Source organism: Haloferax namakaokahaiae, assembly GCF_042663225.1.
Lineage (GTDB): Archaea > Halobacteriota > Halobacteria > Halobacteriales > Haloferacaceae > Haloferax > Haloferax namakaokahaiae.
Genome location: NZ_JBHTAA010000001.1, coordinates 677,974 through 694,568, shown reverse-complemented (window position 1 = coordinate 694,568; position 16,595 = coordinate 677,974). Strand labels below are relative to the sequence as shown.

Here is a 16,595-nt window from a genome sequence, read left to right as displayed (position 1 = left end):
CACTGACTGCACCGTCACGGTGCTGCGAACGAAACTGTCGTCTGGTCGAAGACGAGAGTTGGCGAGCGCACGAACGCGAATTTCGACTTTGCTCTGTAGAAAATTCGGTTCTCGGCCGCCGATTACTGTCGGCGACGAGCGAACGCGAGTAGCGCAATCAACGCACCGAAACCAGTGACGAGACTGAAGCCGGGCGTGTCGGTCGAACTGGTCGTCGGTTCCGAGTCCGATTCGTCACCGTCGGTCGTTTGTCCAGTTGTCTCGGATGGCTGCGTCGATTCGGTCACCGTCGGTTCCGAGTCGTCGTCGGGAGACTGCTCCGTCGTCGCAGGCATGGTGGTCGTCTCTGTGGTCTCACTGTCGAGCGATTCGGGGCTCGAATCGGTGGCATCGCCCGCGGACGAACCACCCGACCCGCTATTTTCGGTCTGTGACTCCGCTTCGACGTCGAACGAGACGCTCTTCGAAGCCGAGTTGCTCGCACTATCGACCACCTCGACGGTGAGCGTGTGACTCGTGTCGTCGGCGAGTCCAGTCGCCTGGTAGGTGATGATGCCATCGGCAATCGATAGGTCGGAAGTCACGTCCTCGCCGTCGAACGTAGCGCTGATATCGCTCGGGTCCACGTCGCCTTCTGCGTCGGAGTAGGTGAGTTCAATCGTCGCCTGCTCCGTTCCTGCTGGCAACGTCTCACCGTCCGCGGCAGGCGTCAGTGACCCACCAGAGAGTTGGGGTGCTGTGCCCGTCCCGATGACGAACGTTCGCTCGGACGTCCGTTCGTTCCCGTCGGCGTCGGCCACCGTCGTCCGGATGGTATAGGTCCCCGGCGAGAGGTCGAACGCCGTGTAGTTCGCCTGCGCCGTCGTGACGACAGATTGGTCGGTCACGTCGATGAAACCACTTCCGTCGTCGAATTCGACGGTGACAGCACTGGCGTCGATACCGCTCTCAGTGTCAGTGTACTCGACACTCGTCTTCACTTGCGTCGTCGTCGATGCGAAGCGCGTGCCACTCGCCGTCGGCGTGTGGGTCACGGACGTAATCGTCGGTGCCGTCTCGTCGCCGTCGATACTGAACGTCCGCGTGAGCGTCTTCGAGTTCCCCGCGTCGTCGGGGACGGTCACGCTGAGCGTGTGGCTCCCGTCGGTCAGGTCGCTCGCGGTGTACTCGACGCCGCTGGCGGTGACAGTCGCAGGTGCGGTCACGTCGCTTCCGTCCAGTGAGACTTCGACACCGCTCGTATTGACACCGCTTTGTGAATCAGAGTACGAGAGGTCGAAGCTGACCGTCTCGGTTCCGTACGCGTAGGAGGTGTTGGTGAACGCCGTCGAGAGGTCGGGAGCGGTGGTGTCTTCTTCGACGCTGAACGTCTTCGTCGTCGTCTCGCTGTTACCCGCCTCGTCGGTGACTTCGAGCGTCACGGTGTGGTCGCCGGAACCGACGAGGTTCACCGCGGTCAGCGTCGTCGAACTGCTGGTCACTTGCAACTCGCCCGCGTAGCCGTCGGTAATCGTCTGCCCGTCGAGCGAGAGGGAGACGTTGCTGGCGTTGATACCGCTCTGGGCGTCGCTGTACTCGAACGACACATCGACCGCCTCCGTGTCGTAGCCGTAGGGCGAACCGGCCCCAGAGAGGTGGCTGTCGTCGATAGACGGTGCGGTTTCGTCGGTCGCCACCGCCCCGTACGTCGAGAAGTGCGAGACGTTGACGACGTAGTACTCGATTGGCGTCCCGGTGACGTTACGCGTCTCTACGGTCGTCTCGCCGACGAGTTCCCACTCGTCGGTCGTCTCGTTGAACCGCCGGATATCGACGTTTCCGGGGGCGATTCCCGATGGTAACTCTGACTCGTTCACCGGGATGCCGATGAGCGCGTGAGTCAAGTTTTCGTCGAGATCGGTGCCGAGTTCACCTTCGATGAACTGGTTTCCGGAGAGCTTCGCCGAGAGAACGGCGAGCGGTGCGTTGGTCTCGGTGAGCGCCCCGAATCCGTCGCTCACGTCGGCGTCGGTGTGGAGTTCGATGAACGCCCCCGTCTTGTCGTTCTTGATGATGGTGGCGTTGTCTTGTGTCGCAACGTTCGTGTTGACCTGTGCGGTCGCGTCGGCGGTCCCGCGGTTGCCGGCGCGGTCGGTCGCGTTCGCAACGAGGCGGTACTCGCCGTCACCGTCGTAGGAGAACGTCCCCGTCCACCCGCCGTCCGAGGCAGTCAGCGAGACCGCTCGCTCGTTGCCGTTCGGCGTGAAGACGGTCACGGTAGGTTCTGAACTGAGTGGTTCGCTCGCGGTGACGTTGAGGTGGCCAGTCGAACCCGAGACGTTCTGGAACGAGACACCGACTTCGGGTGCCTCACGGTCGAAGACGACGGTGAGCGAGTCGTTGAACGTCTCACGGTCGTTGTTCGCCTCGTCGGTCGCGTACGCGCCGACGGTGTAGTTTCCGTCGTCGGGGAGCACGCTCGCATCGAGCGTCGCGCTCCAGGTGCCGTCGCCCGACAGTGATGCTTCGACTACCTGCTGGAAGGTCGTCGAGTCGGAGCGGACGACCGCGTGGACTGTCGAGACGTTCGACGTGGAGTCGCCCGCTGTGCCCGTGATAGTGACCGAATCGGTGCCGTTGACGAACACTGTCTTCGTCTCGGTGCCGTCGGTCACGCCCGTCGCACTGACGGTTGGTCCATCGGCATCGACCGAGACCGCTTGCGTCGTCGTGTTCATGTTGCCGGCGGCGTCCGTACTGCGCACTTCGAGCGTGTACGACCCGGAGGCGAGCGCCGACCCACCGTCCGTCGCATTCCACGAGAGAGTCGTCGTTCCGTCGGCCACCGCGTCGGTGACGTCGCGTTCGGAGAGGTCGCCCGACCCGTTCGTGACGACGAACGTCGTACTCTCGGGTGCGGAATCCGTACTTCCGACCGTCAGATTGACGGGGTCGTTCGAACCGATAGCAGTCGTCCGATTCGCGTCGAGCGAGACGACCGGTGCCGCGGTATCGACGCGGAACTGTCGTTCGGAGACGGCGATTTCGTTGCCGAGGTTATCGACGAGTCGGACGGACACGGTGTGTTCGCCCTCGCCGACCGAGATGTCCTGTGTCGTCGTCGTGAGACCGCTCGAAACCGTTTGGTACGACCCGTCGTCCACGCGATATTCGACGTGGTCAACGCCGGTGCTCGTGTTCGAGAGGTCGTACGAGACGGTGTGAGCACCGGAACCGAGAACGTCGCCGTCGGCGAGCGAGGTAATCGACACCGAGGCGTCGGGATTGGTCGGCCGCAGGACGGTGATGTCCGTCTGGGTCTGGTTGCCCACCGTGACGCTGTGCGTCCCGTACGTCTGCCACGCGACGAGTGTCTCGATGGTCACCGTCGTCGTCGATTCGGGTCCGACCGTCACCGTCCGGTTTTCGACCGCGTTCCCATCGACCGACAGCGAGATATCGTCCGCCCCTTCGACCTCGCCGGTGTTGTTCAGCACCGCCGTGACGTTGACGGGGTCGGTGGCGAGAATCGCCGTCTGGTCGAGCGCGTAATCGTCCACCGAGATGTTCGCCGGTTCGAGGATGGTCGCCGTCGCAGTCGCCGAGTCGGTGCTCGTGCTGACGGTGACGGTGAGCGACTCACTCGTCGTATCGGTGGTTTCGACGGTGCGGGTGACCGTGCGCGTCTCGCCCGCGGCGAGCGTGAGCGTGCTGTCACTGGTTCCCGTTCCGTTTCCGACGGTGAGGGTGTCGGTCGCCTCGAACGCGCCGGGGTTCGAGAGCGTGATATCGACCGTCGCGTTCTCACCGCGGACGACCTCCGCGGGCGGGTCGATGGTGTCGATAGAAATCCGGCCTGGTTCCTTCGCCGTGACGGTGAGCGAGTCCGAGACGTACGTCGTGTTGTTGGTGTCGCCCTTCGTCGCGGTCACCGCGTAGTCGCCCGTCCCGTTCGTCGAGACGGCGACTTCCCCACCGGCGTCGGTCTGGTAGGTCGCCGAACTGCCGTTCGGGGATTCGACGGTGAGGTTCACGACACCCACTGGGTCGTCGTTGTCGCTGGCGACGCTCAACAACACGTCGTCACCCGCAGGAATCGTCGTCTGGTTCGCACTGAGCGACAGTGGAATCTGTCGCGTCCAGTTGTCGCCATTCACGACGTACGTGAGCGTCGTGGGGCCGTCTATCGTGACGAGTTGCCCCTCTACGTCCCTGTAATCGCCATCGGGTGCGACTGGCGTGACGTTGACCGTCCCGTTGAGTTCGAATCCGTGCGTGGTGTCAACCTCACCGTAGAGGTAGCCGTCGTCGTCCACGTGTTCTATCCAACTGAATCCCCGGCTGTCGTTCTGTGCGTCCACCGCGTCGAGGTGAACCTGCGCGTCCGGGATGGGTTCTCCGCTGTCGTCGATTACACGAATCGACACCTCGTGACCGACCGGTGCAGTGACGGTACCTACGTCGCTGGTCACCGACGAGTTCACGTCGGCGATTTCGGCTATGTCGGCCACGCCGTTCACCTCACCGGCGTCGTCGCTCGTGCTCGACCGCGCTTCGAGGTAGCCGATGCTGTACGAATCGTCCGTCGGAAGGTAGATGCTGAAATTCCCGTTCGAGTCCGTCTCCCCGAATTCGATACTCCCGTTGGTGAGTGCGGTGAGGTCCGCACCGGCAATCGGTTGTCCGTCGGGCGAGACGAGGCGCCCCGTCACTTCACGCTGTTCTCTGAGCGTGATTTCGATGTTTCGGTCGCCAGTGATGGTGTACTCTGGATGGGCGTTTCCGAGCGTGTCTGCCTGCGGGTAGACGTGAACGCTGACGTTGCCGGTGACCTCTGCACCGGGTTCGACGGCGTCGTTCCAGACGAACTCGCCGTCGGCGTTGGTTTCACCGTCAGAGCTCGCCGACGCATCGCCGTTCTCGTGTTGAATGTACACTGTGGCGTTCGACACCGGAGCGCCCGATTCGTCCACGATTGTGATGTTGACGTCGTGCGTCGTCGGCAGTTGGTACGTCCCGAGGGCCTCGTCGGTATCGCCGACCGAGACGGTGTCGAGGGCATAGACGTCCGGAACGCCGTCTTTCGGATAGTAGTCGGAAGCCGCGTACGTGTGATTGTACTGGCTGAATTTGAGACTGTAGTCCGCGTTCGCATCGACGGTAATCTCGAAGGTCCCGTCCGATGCTACGTACCCGTAGTCTCCGTTCGGAGTCAACTGCGTGAACCACCCACTCTGCGGTTGTCCGTTCGCATCTTCGACTGACCCAGTCACCGTCACCGTCGAATCGGCAGCAGCCCCCACTGAAACACCACCCGAAACGGTAGAGATCAAGAGGACAATCGATAGCAGGAGTGCTCTCGTCCGTCTATGTGACATCTATGACACATGACTTAATCGGCAGTTATTAAGCGTTCGTAGAGATTATCAAAAAAGAAATTCAGGGTCACACTACTTACAACCCAATCGACACTAACTCCCACTCGTAGCAGTCACATTCGGCTTCTCGTCGGACACGCCGCAATTCTCGTCAGCGATTCTGGCTCTCGTCACTCTCGTCCTCGGTTCTCGCGGTCACCATCGCCTCACGAAGGTCTTGGAATCGCTCCGAGTTCCGAAGGTCGGCCATATCGACGTTGAGCATGTTCGCGGGTTCGCTGTCGGTGGCGACGCCGCTCGTGAGGATGCTCCTGATTCCCTCTTCGACGGTCATGTCGATATCGTAGACGTCCTGTTTCGGAATGTACGTGAGAATCCCACCAGTCACCGGGTTCGGTGCTAACGGCAGGAACATCGAGACCATCTCCACGTGGCCGGTCGAGTGCTCGATAGTCGCCGGCGCGTCTCCCGTCTGGAAGCCGAGGACGTAGACGTTCTCGTCGAAGCACTGGACGAGTTTGACGTCCTGGAACTCCTCTGCCCCCTCGTCGAGGACGACGTCGCCCATCCGTCGGAAACTCTTGTACACCGTTCCGATGCCGGGAATCGACGAGACGACGAAGTCGAACACGCCGATGAGTTTCTCGCCGTACTGGTTGCGACCCACCGTCCCGACGACGGCGATGACCGCGAAGAGGACGATGAGTGCGACTAACTCGCCGAAGAAGTCGATGACCCACGAGTAGATGCCGAGGTCGATGAGGAGACTGATGAACTCGACGCGCTCGAACCGCTGGATGATACCCACCCACTGCAGGAAATCGACGAACGGATTCAGCGCATCCCGTACGAAGTCGATTGCGATTCGCAGGACGTACAGCGTGATGACAATTGGAATCAGTATCGCAACGCCGGTCAGTATCGTATTGTACACCCGTTCGTACAGCGACTGGCCGGTCTGCTTCGCGGTCGTGGCGATTTTCTTCGGTGACTGTGGACTGCCGGGGGAGGGCACGAGTTCACGTATCCATCAGGGTGATAAAATGGTGGTGGCATCACGACAGGAGTCCGGAACCATCGCCACAGCGGTCCGGAACCATCGCCACAGCGGACCGGAACTGTCGCCACAGCGGACCGGAACTGTCACCGCATAACTCGCCACCCGTCGCCGTTCAGTTCGCCTGCCGCGACGTACCTTTTTGGTTGACGAGCGCCGACCAATGGTATGGAACTCGAACTGCGCTTCTTTGCGACGTTCCGTGAGGCAGTCGGGCAGAAGACTCTCACACGAGACGTCGATGCAGGCGCAACTATTGGCGACGTCCTCCACTCGCTCGAAGCCGAGTACGGCGGCCTCTCGGGGCAGATACTCGAAAACGGTGACCTCCGCCCGCACGTGAACGTGCTGAAAAACGGCCGTGAAGTGCTCCACCTCGACGGACTCGAAACCACCCTCGAAAACGGTGACACGGTGAGCGTCTTCCCGCCGGTCGCAGGAGGCTGAGATGGTCACACGCGAGCGTGCGTTTCGTGGCATCTCGACTCGACTTGCGATTCACTACTTAGAGAACCTCGGCGGCACTGCCGATGGCGACGACCGCGTCGTCGGCCCGGACTGGTCGGTCGAGATAGCGACCGAACCGGTCTCGATTACGGAGTCGATTCAGCTCACGGAGGTCCAACTGGTGTTCGAAGGTGACGAAGCGACGCTCGACCCGCTCATCGACGAGTTCGCACAGAAAGCGATGCGCGCAGGTGGCTGATGATGGGATTGGACGACGACTCGGCTCGAACGGAGCCTGAACGAACCGGAAAGACGGGTGAAACGATGTCCGAAGACCCACAGGGCGGTGCAATCGACGGGACGGCCATCATGATGGCCGCCGCGAAGGCGAGCGTGCCGGCGAGCGTCGTCCCCTACCTGCTCGATGCCGCACAAGAGCACCTCGCCGAACACGCACTGGAGTACGTCCGCGAGTTCGAATGCGTCTACGCCGACGAGGAACTCGCCATCTTCTTCGTCCCGTTGGGCCACTGGGACACACAGGGCTTGGACATGGACTTCTCCCCCCGAGAAGTCGATGCCGTCCGGAGAGCACACGCCGAACACCTCCGCCGACTCGGCACCGACACCGACCGCCGCGACGAGTTCGAGACGGCCCTCGAAATCCGCGAAGTCGCGGTCATCGGTCGTCGATAGCGCGACGAGCGGTCCTCGTTAGAGCGACGGGCGGCACGTTGAGATTGCGACGGGCGGTACGTAGATAGAGCCGGCAAGCCGTACGGCGATAGACGCCTATTTCGGGAGGTATCTCGTTCTCTCGGCAATGGGAATACGCACTTCCGACCTTCGGGCGGGTATCCGCGACGTCTCTCCCCTCCACTTGGGAATCGTTCCGTTCGGACTCGTCGCGGGTGTCGCAGCTATCGAGCAGGGCATGTCGGCCCTGCAAGCAGTCGGATTCTCGGCAATCGTCTTCGCCGGAGCCTCGCAACTCGCCATGATAGAACTCCTCGGCGCGAACGCACCGCTCGCCGTCGTCCTCGGCACGGCCGTCGTCATCAACCTCCGGATGCTGATGTACTCGGCGTCGATTGCACCCCACTTTCGCTCCTTCGCCGCCCGCTGGAAGACCGTCTGTTCGTATCTCCTCACCGACCAAGCCTACGCCGTCTCTATCGCCCGGTACGGCGAGGACCGAGAGACCGACCTCCTCGCGTACTTCGTCGGGGCGGGGGCCTCACTCTGGGTCGTCTGGGTCGCCTCGACACTCGCCGGAACGGTCCTCGGGTCGGGTCTCCCGCCCGAGTGGGGACTCCAGTTCGCCGCGCCGCTCGTCTTTCTCGCCTTGCTCGTCCCCACGCTGAAAGACCGCGCTTCGACCACTTCCGGACTCGTCGGCGGCATCGTCGCCGTCGTCGCGCTGAGCGTTCCGTTCCACCTCAACCTCATGATTGCGGCGGTCGTCGGCGTCCTCGCCGGACTGGCGGTCGATACGCTGGGTGGTGACCGGTAGTGCCGACCGACTACAACGGGACGACCATCTGGGGCGTCATCCTCGTCGCGGGCGCGTTGACTTTCGCTATCCGCGGGTCGTTCATCTACCTGTTCGGCCGCATCGACGAGGTGCCGCCGCTCGCCGAACGCGCGCTGAAGTACGTGCCACCGGCGGTGTTCGCGGCGCTCGTCGCGCCGGAACTCGTCGCGCCGACGGGGACTATCGACCTCGCACTCGGGAACGAACAACTCGTCGCTGGCATCGTCGCCGCCATCGTCGCGTGGTACACCGAGAACGTGCTTGCGACGATTGGCGTGGGGATGGCCGTGCTGTGGCTGTTGCGGTTCGTTGTCTGAACTGGACGCTCCATAAGTCGCATCAAAAATTCTATCATTTGGCCCTAAGAAGTCGCACTCGATGCCCTCCTCTCCCGATTCGGCTGACTCCACCGACAGTGATGTGGCCGAATCTGAACCCACCGGCGACGTGGTGATTTCGCGCCGTGTGGCGCTCGGTGGCCTTGGCGGTGCGCTCGCTCTCGGTGGAGTCGGTGGCTACGTCCTCGGTGCACGACCCTTCGAGTCACACGACTGTGAGACGACTCCATTCGCAACCGAAGCGGACGAGTGGCCGTTTCCAAACTACGACCGGCGACACACCTCGGCCGCGCCTGCTCGTGCCGCACCTGAGACGCTGGAAGAGCAGTGGCACGTCGAATGGGATGCAGATTTATACGGACGGCCGGTCGTTGCGAACGACCGGATTTTCGTCGGTGAGGCCGTCACGTCAGACCGCGAAGTACTCCACGCGTTCGACCTGCGGACGGGCGAGTCGCTGTGGACGACTGAATTCGAGGGGAGTAATCAACGATTTCCGCTCGTCGCGGTCGGTGACGCTGTCTACTTCCACACCAACACTGACGAGGACGGTCGGACGGTGAATGCGCTGGCGGTGCGTGATGGGACAACGCGATGGACTTACTCGTTCGACGAATTAGGGTCTGTTCCGCCGCTCGTGCCTGCTGAAGGGATGTTGTTGCTCGAAGACCCGTCAGGCGGTGGCCCTGGAACACCGATAATGGGTATCGATGCTCGCTCGGGAGAACGGTGTTGGGAAGCGAATCTTGGCACAGACTCCCTTCTTCCGACACCTGCTGTCGCCGATGGCCGGGTCTACTTCACCGCGTGGGAGCGTTACCGATACCAGAACGACGACTTCGGCTACCTCTTCGGGGTCAACCCCACAGCAGGTGAGGTGACGTTCGAGGCGACACTTCCGAGGGGTGTGGGTGGCCCACCACTCATCGGCGACGGCATCGCGTACGTAACTGCTGGGTCACTCGTCGCTATTTCACTCGACACGGGCGAACCACTGTGGCGAGACGAACAGACTGAGTTGTTCACCACCGGGAAGACGAGTACGCAAATCGCACACCCCTCCTACGAGCTCGGCGCATTGACTTCGGACGTTCTGGTGACGCGCCTCGAATCTTACACTTCAGCGAGCGACCGCGTTCGGGCATTTGAACCACAGACCGGGGAGATGGTCTGGGAGCGAGTTGCAGCGGGAAAAGATACCGAGATTACGTCACCAACTGCGGCGGGAGACGAGGTATTTTTCGTAGAAAACCGTCGTGACGACTCACCAAACCGTCTGGTTCGTCTCGATGCCTCGTCAGGAGAGACTATCGAGACAGTTTCGCTCTCCTCGCCGGTACAGTACAGCCCTATTTTCGCAGAAGGGTTCGCCGTACTCGCCACGTACGATGGTATCTACGCATTTGGACCTGAGTGAGCCGTCGCTCGCGTGTAGTAAAAACGAAAGCGGTGTCGCGTGGTTCGACTCCGACCCCATGTTCGAATTCGTGGCGAAGTCGCGTGCCGCCGTTGTTCGACTAGTCGTCTGCCGGTGCCGTCGAGTCGCCGCTGGAGACACCGGTTCCGGGACCGATGTCGATGTCGAGTTGGGCGAGGCGCTCGTCGGGGACGACGCCATCGACCCACTGGCGACGTTCGTAGTACTCTTCTTTCATCTCGTCGAGTTCGCACAGTTGGCCTTCGGAGGCACCCTGTCCGGGGATTGCCTCGTCGCCGGGGACGAAGCGTCCCGGCAGTGAGTCGTCCGACCCGTCGAAGCCGGCGAGGTTGTTGTAGTAGCGTTCCAGCGTGTAGATGCGGTCGCCCGTCTCCATGAGTTCGTCTTCGGTCACGTCGAGACCGGTCATGCCGTTGTACTGGAGGACGTACTCTTCGATACCCTCCGCGAAGGCGTTGAACTTGCAGATGTCGAACGAGTCGGAGATGGCGTGCATGTCCTGGAACAGGGCGACGAGTTCGCCCTTGCCGCGCCACTCGTAGGGGTCGTGCTTCTCCGGGATGCCGAGAATCTCCGCCGACGGCGTGTAGCCACGCAGGTGGCACGCACCGCGGTTCGAGGTGGCGTAGCCGATGCCCATGCCCTTCATACAGCGTGGGTCGTAGGCGGGGATGGTCTGGCCCTTGACCGCCAGCGAGTTGTCGTAGGCGTCGAAGCGCTCGGCGAGACCGTTCGCACCTTCTCCGATTGCCTCGGCCAGGTCGCCGTCGCGGTGTGCGACCTCGGTGATGAGGTCGATCATGCGTTCGGTATCGCCCCAGTCGAGTTGCTCGCTCAGGCCGTCGAGTTTGCCCTGTTCGGACATCTCCATGGCCATCGCCATCATGTTGCCCATCTCGATGGTATCGACGCCCATGTCGTTACAGCGGTCGATCATGACCGCGATTTCGTCGCGCTCGGTGTGTCCGGAGTTCGGGCCGAGTGCGTACGCCGACTCGTACTCGTAGGACTCGCCGCGGACGTTCATCTCACTTCCCTTGTGCATCACCGTCACCTCGACTTCCTTCTTACAGGCGACCGGGCAGGAGTGACAGGTCGGTTCGTCCACGAGGATGTTCTCGCGGACGTTCTCGCCGGAGACGCGTTCGGCGTCGATATCGACGCCCTCGGACTCGCGGTACGCTCCAGTCGAGGTGTACTTGCCGTTCTTCGTCGGGAGACCGTCCATCTCCTCGCCCGCGTTCATGAGGACGTTCGTCCCGTAGAGCGAGAGACCGCCCTCGTTCGGGCCGGTGACCTCCGACTCGCGGATGAGTTGCATCGCCTGCTGATAGCCCTGCTTGAACGTCTCTGGGTCCGCGGGCTTGGGCATTCGCGTGCCGGATTTGACGACGACGGCCTTGAGGTTCTTCGACCCCATGACCGTCCCCGTGCCACCGCGACCGGACGCGCGGTCGTCTTCGTTCACGATACAGCCGTATTTGACGCCGTTCTCGCCGGCCGGCCCGATAGCCATAATCGAGAGGTTCTTCCCGAGGCTCCCGTCCACCTCCTCTTCGAGCGTCTCGATGGTCTCGTGGACGCCCTTGCCCCAGACGTGAGACGCGTCTCGGAGTTCGAGATTGCCGTCTTCGATGTAGGCGTACACCGGTTTCTCCGATTTACCCGAAAAGAGCAGGCCGTCCATTCCGGACCACTTGAGACGGGCACCGCTCCACCCGCCTTGGTGAGAGTCAGTGACGGTCCCCGTGAGCGGGGACTTCGTCACGACCGCGAGTCGGCCACTCATCACGGTTTGGGTGCCCGTGAGGGGGCCGGTCATGAACGCGAGCAGGTTGTCCGGACCCATCGGGTCCACGTCCGCGCCCTGCTCGAAGACGTACTTCACACCGAGGCCGCGTGCCCCGATGTACTTCTTCGCGTCTTCGTCGTCGATGCCTTCGTATTGGACATCACCTGCTGTGAGGTCCACCCGTGCCACTCTGTCCTGATATCCACCGAGTTCGGTCATTGTAATGCTCGTTGATTATATACGGGTGGGAATGAGTTAGTGATTCCCACAGGCCAGTAACCAAAAGTGGTTACGTGATTCTCGATTGACGCTCTACTGTCTTGGAATCGGGTCTGTCCGGGCTAATCATCCTGGTTGCGGGCCAGCGACGCTGAGGGTCACGTTTCCAGTCGCATCGATGACGAGTGCGGCGGGGCCGCGCGGCGGGCAGGACCACCACGTACCGGACAGTTCCGACCCGTTTTCTAACCGTGCGAACACCTCGTACCGACCGGAGGTGGTGACCGGCACGAGCGACTGCACCTCGCCCGGTTCGAGGTCGAGCGATTCTTCGACGGTCTCTTCGTCGTCTTCGGTCTCCCCACCGTCTTCGGTCTCACGCTCGATTTCGATGGTGATTCGATGCGGTACGTCGTCGCGGTTGGCGACTGTGAGCGTGGAGTTCGCCGGGCCGCACCCGACGCTACCGGTTCCCACGTCCACGTACTTCGTCGGCTCGTCGGGAACGGGCCATCGCGTGTCGATGGTCTGTTCGTCGGTCTCGACGACGACGCGGTAGATGCCGGTTCGGTAGGTGACGGGCACGCCCAGTCGGGTCCCCGCCGGGAGGCGGTACGACCGGTCGAGAATCTGGTTGTCGTACCAGTCGATAGCGAGGCGAATCTCCGTCGCTGGCCCGGAGTTCTCGATGACCACGCCCGCGGGCGCGTACCACCGCGACTGCCCGTCGCCGACCAGCGGGAGGTCGTCGGCCTCGCCGCCCGTGTCGAGCGCACAGCCATCGGTCGGCGAGCAACTCACGCGATGCCAGAACGCGACGGCGTCCCGCTCGACGACGACTTCGAACCCGTCCAACAAGGGGTCCACCGTCCACGTCGAACTCGTTCGCAGGCCGGTGTCCGTCTCGATGAGGACTTCGAGGTCGGCGTCGGGCACCGACACCCAGCGGTCGCGGCGCTCGCCGGGGAGGAGGTCGGCATTTTCGAAGAACACGTCGCGCTCGTCGCGGATGCCGACCGACGTGACGAACACCGGGTCGGGCGTCGGATTCCAGAGCGTGAACTGCTGGCGGATTCGTTCTTCTTGGGGTGTCGCCGTCTCCTCGCGGGTACCGAGTTCGGGCGTCGGGGTGTCGGTTTCGCCGCTCGGCGTTCCACAACCGGCAAGTCCAGTGGCACCTGCGGCGAGGAGCGTGAGGAGGGCGCGGCGATTCATACCTCTGATAGGAATGGGTCACATATGAAAGCCAACGCCCCCTTCGGGCGCAGACGAAGCGGCTTTACCGTCCCATCCGATAGAGGAGTCCAATGAGTAAGCCGAGCCCCGAGGTCTACGAACGGGGGCGCGGGATGGACGCGCACAACAAGGTGATGCGCGACATCCGTTCCCAGAAACAGAAGACGTACGACCCGCACGAGCCGACGCGGGTGTGGATAGACGAGGACAACACGCCCGACGGCGTCTACGACTCTCTCACTATCATCCTCAACACCGGCGGCTGTCGCTGGGCACGCGCGGGCGGGTGTACCATGTGCGGCTACGTCGCCGAGTCCGTCGAGGGCGGCACCGTCTCCCACGAGGCGCTCATGGACCAGATTCAGGTCTGTCTCGACCACGAGGAGGAGAACCTCGGCGAGGAGGCCGGTCTCATCAAAATCTACACCTCCGGGTCGTTCCTCGACGAGCGCGAGGTCCCGGCGGAGACGCGCGACGCCATCGCCGAGACGTTCGCCGACCGCGACCGGATGGTCGTCGAGTCGCTCCCTGACTTCGTCACGAGAGAGAAACTCGCCGACTTCACCGACCGCGGCCTCGAAACCGACGTGGCGGTCGGTCTCGAAACCGCGACCGACCGCGTTCGCCACGACTGCGTGAACAAGTACTTCGACTTCGCGGACTTCGAAGACGCGTGCGACGAGGCCGCCGCCGCAGGCGCAGGCGTGAAGGCCTATCTCCTGATGAAGCCGCCGTTCCTCTCCGAGGGCGAGGCGCTCGAAGACATGAAGTCCTCCGTCCGGCGCTGTGCCGCCGTCGAGAACTGCCACACCGTCTCGATGAACCCGACGAACGTCCAGCGCTACACGATGGTGGACGAACTCCACTTCAACGGGGGATACCGCCCGCCGTGGCTCTGGTCGGTCGCCGACGTGCTCCGCGAGACGGTCGAGGAAGACGCAATCGTCGTCTCCGACCCTGTCGGTGGCGGGCAGGACCGCGGCGCGCACAACTGCGGCGAGTGCGACGAACTCGTGTTCAAGGCCATCAAGGACTTCAACCTCCGACAGGACCCAAGCGTCTTCGACCAGGTGTCCTGCGAGTGCGAGGCGACGTGGCAGTTCGTCATCGAGGAGGAGACCAGTTACTCGATGCCGCTCGTTCGCTGACTACGCGTTACTTTTCCACTTTTCTACGTGAATTAGTCGAATAGTTCAGATTTAGGGTACCACATCCCAAAATAGCTCACTCCTAACCGCTCGATAGGATATTTGTATCAAAGATAGTGCAACGCATTCACACGGATGGGAGTTCGGTCGTGTTCACCCGGACTGCCCGCATCATGACGACACACACATACAAGACCGTCTACTACGCAGATGGCTGGTTCGAAATCCGCGAGGAGGAAAACGCCGAGGCATGGATAGCCACGGACGCCCCCCACGCGCTCGTTCCCTAGTACGCGGTATGCGGGTCACGAAGCTGATGCCTCCACATCCAAGTCAACCCTATCGCTCATCGTGTACGCTGCACTTTCGCCCCACGACCCTGTACTGCGCTCTGCAACGGCGGGCGGTCTGTCTCCACCACCGTGTGTGATTTTTTGCGTGACTAACTGGCTGACCGACTGGCTTACAACGCGCCACCCGCGAGAGAGAAAGCATTTATCCGACACATCAGTTCGTTCTACTGAGCAGTTCGCTTCGCTGTCGTCATGACTCGCCTCCCCGTCTCTCCACGTGTTCGACGCGCACTTGCGAGCCGTGTCGCCATCGACGCCCGCGCCCTCGCCGCCTTTCGCATCGCACTCGGCTTCGTCATCCTCCTCGACCTCCTCCTCCGTGCGCGCAACCTCTCGACGTTCTACACCGACGCCGGCGTCTTCCCCCGTGCTGCCGCCTTCGAAGTCACGCCGACGATTGGGCCGCTCTCGCTCCACGCGCTCTCCGGGTCGCTGTGGCTCCAAGCGCTCTTGTTCGTCGTCGCGGGCGCGTTCGCCGTCGCTCTGATTGCGGGCTATCGAACCAAATTCGTCACCCTCGTCTCGCTCGTCTTCTTGCTCTCGCTGCACGTCCGCAACCTCCTCGTGCTCAACAGCGGCGACCTGTTGCTCGAACGCCTCCTGTTCTGGGGGCTGTTCCTCCCGCTGGGACGTCGCTGGTCGGTGGACGCGCGGCGACGCTCGGCGGCGACGGTTTCCGATGCGACTCCCGAGAGAATCGTCAGCGTCGCCTCCGCCGGTCTCCTCTTACAGGTCGTCTTCGTCTACACCGTCACTGGACTCTTCAAACTCCAGCATCCGGGGTGGCTCCGCGGCGAAGAGATTCGTATCGTCCTCCACCTCGAAACGTACACCACGGCGTTCGGGCGCGCGGTGGGGACGCTGCCGTTGGTCTCCGAAGTGGCGACGTGGCTCTGGCTCGGTCTGTTGGTCGCGTCCGCCTCGCTCGTCCTCCTCACCGGCCGCCGCCGAACCGCCCTGACCGCCGTCTTCGCCAGCATCCACGTCGGCATGCTCGTGATGATGACCGTCGGGATGTTCCCGCTCATCAGCCTCGCGGCCCTCGTTCCGTTCCTGCACGCGGACGTCTGGGACCGCCTCGAACGCGCGCTGGCAGATGCAGGTATCCGCACTGCTGGCACTGCGGCGTCTGGACGCGACGGCAACGTCGTTTCGGACGGTGGTGCGACGACCACCCGCCTTCGCACGCTCGGCCGCAACGCGCTGCGCGTCGGCCTCGTTTGCTGCTTGGTCGTGATGGTGCTGTGGAACGGGATGACTCTCGGCTACGTCCCCGCTCCCGAACCGGTCGCAGAGTCCGCGGCATCGACCGACTACACGTGGCCCATGTTCGCCTCACCGCCGACGTTCGACACGCGCTATGCGGTCATCGGCGAGACGACGGCGGGCGAGGAGGTGGTCGCCTTCCCGCAGACTGACCGCTCGGTCGAGGAGACGCTCGAACACGGTGCTGCCTACGAGACGGCGCGCTGGCGGAAGTATCTCACCAACATGCGAATGATGCGCGTCCCGGTGGTCATCGAGAGCTTCTCGCAGCACGTCTGCGACCATTGGGACGAGACGCACGACACCGAGTTAGAACGCGTCTCGCTGACGCTCAGAAAGTTCGACCGTGCCGGAGAAAACGCGGGCGGGTCGCGGACGGAGACGCTCGCAACCTCCCAGTGCTGATTATC

General features: G+C 62.7%; 12 protein-coding genes. 8 read left to right on the top strand and 4 right to left on the bottom strand.

The features are described 5' to 3' along the window. Window positions 1–122: 122 nt before the first annotated feature. On the bottom strand, window positions 123–5,282 hold the full coding sequence (locus ACFQJC_RS03790; RefSeq protein WP_390221918.1) for a beta strand repeat-containing protein: 5,160 nt from the start codon (window positions 5,280–5,282) through the stop codon (window positions 123–125). 226 nt (window positions 5,283–5,508) lie between these two features. Next, window positions 5,509–6,291, bottom strand: coding sequence for a DUF502 domain-containing protein (locus ACFQJC_RS03785; RefSeq protein ID WP_390222329.1), 783 nt, complete (start codon window positions 6,289–6,291; stop codon window positions 5,509–5,511). A 291-nt stretch (window positions 6,292–6,582) separates the two neighbouring features. Here ACFQJC_RS03785 and ACFQJC_RS03780 point away from each other — a divergent pair, with 291 nt between their 5' ends. From ACFQJC_RS03780 to ACFQJC_RS03755, 6 genes are all read left to right on the top strand, one after another. Continuing rightward, window positions 6,583–6,861, top strand: a complete 279-nt coding sequence (locus tag ACFQJC_RS03780) for a ubiquitin-like small modifier protein 1 (protein WP_390221917.1) — start codon at window positions 6,583–6,585, stop codon at window positions 6,859–6,861. A 1-nt stretch (window position 6,862) separates the two neighbouring features. Further along, window positions 6,863–7,120, top strand: coding sequence for a MoaD-like domain-containing protein (locus ACFQJC_RS03775; protein WP_390221916.1), 258 nt, complete (start codon window positions 6,863–6,865; stop codon window positions 7,118–7,120). Then, window positions 7,117–7,557, top strand: coding sequence for a DUF8048 family protein (locus tag ACFQJC_RS03770; RefSeq protein WP_390222328.1), 441 nt, complete (start codon window positions 7,117–7,119; stop codon window positions 7,555–7,557). Before ACFQJC_RS03775 ends, ACFQJC_RS03770 begins: the two co-directional genes overlap by 4 nt. A 127-nt stretch (window positions 7,558–7,684) precedes the next feature. Then, a complete protein-coding gene (locus tag ACFQJC_RS03765) occupies window positions 7,685–8,374 on the top strand; it encodes an AzlC family ABC transporter permease (protein ID WP_390221915.1) in 690 nt (229 codons plus the stop codon). Further along, the gene (locus ACFQJC_RS03760) at window positions 8,374–8,712 is read left to right on the top strand and encodes an AzlD domain-containing protein (protein ID WP_390221914.1); all 339 of its coding nucleotides are present in this window, start codon (window positions 8,374–8,376) and stop codon (window positions 8,710–8,712) included. Before ACFQJC_RS03765 ends, ACFQJC_RS03760 begins: the two co-directional genes overlap by 1 nt. Before the next feature lie 61 nt (window positions 8,713–8,773). Further along, the gene (locus ACFQJC_RS03755) at window positions 8,774–10,150 is read left to right on the top strand and encodes an outer membrane protein assembly factor BamB family protein (RefSeq protein ID WP_390221913.1); all 1,377 of its coding nucleotides are present in this window, start codon (window positions 8,774–8,776) and stop codon (window positions 10,148–10,150) included. A 100-nt stretch (window positions 10,151–10,250) separates the two neighbouring features. Here the strand turns inward: ACFQJC_RS03755 and ACFQJC_RS03750 are convergent, their stop codons facing one another. Both ACFQJC_RS03750 and ACFQJC_RS03745 read right to left on the bottom strand, forming a co-directional pair. Then, window positions 10,251–12,182: an aldehyde ferredoxin oxidoreductase family protein gene (locus ACFQJC_RS03750; RefSeq protein WP_390221912.1), complete on the bottom strand. Its 1,932-nt coding sequence runs from the start codon at window positions 12,180–12,182 to the stop codon at window positions 10,251–10,253. 126 nt (window positions 12,183–12,308) lie between these two features. Further along, on the bottom strand, window positions 12,309–13,397 hold the full coding sequence (locus ACFQJC_RS03745; RefSeq protein ID WP_390221911.1) for a hypothetical protein: 1,089 nt from the start codon (window positions 13,395–13,397) through the stop codon (window positions 12,309–12,311). A 92-nt stretch (window positions 13,398–13,489) separates the two neighbouring features. Here ACFQJC_RS03745 and ACFQJC_RS03740 point away from each other — a divergent pair, with 92 nt between their 5' ends. Then, window positions 13,490–14,566 (top strand): archaeosine biosynthesis radical SAM protein RaSEA, encoded by a 1,077-nt coding sequence (locus tag ACFQJC_RS03740; protein ID WP_390221910.1) that lies wholly within the window; start codon window positions 13,490–13,492, stop codon window positions 14,564–14,566. A 545-nt stretch (window positions 14,567–15,111) separates the two neighbouring features. After that, on the top strand, window positions 15,112–16,590 hold the full coding sequence (locus ACFQJC_RS03735) for an HTTM domain-containing protein (RefSeq protein WP_390221909.1): 1,479 nt from the start codon (window positions 15,112–15,114) through the stop codon (window positions 16,588–16,590). The last annotated feature ends 5 nt before the right edge of the window (window positions 16,591–16,595 follow it).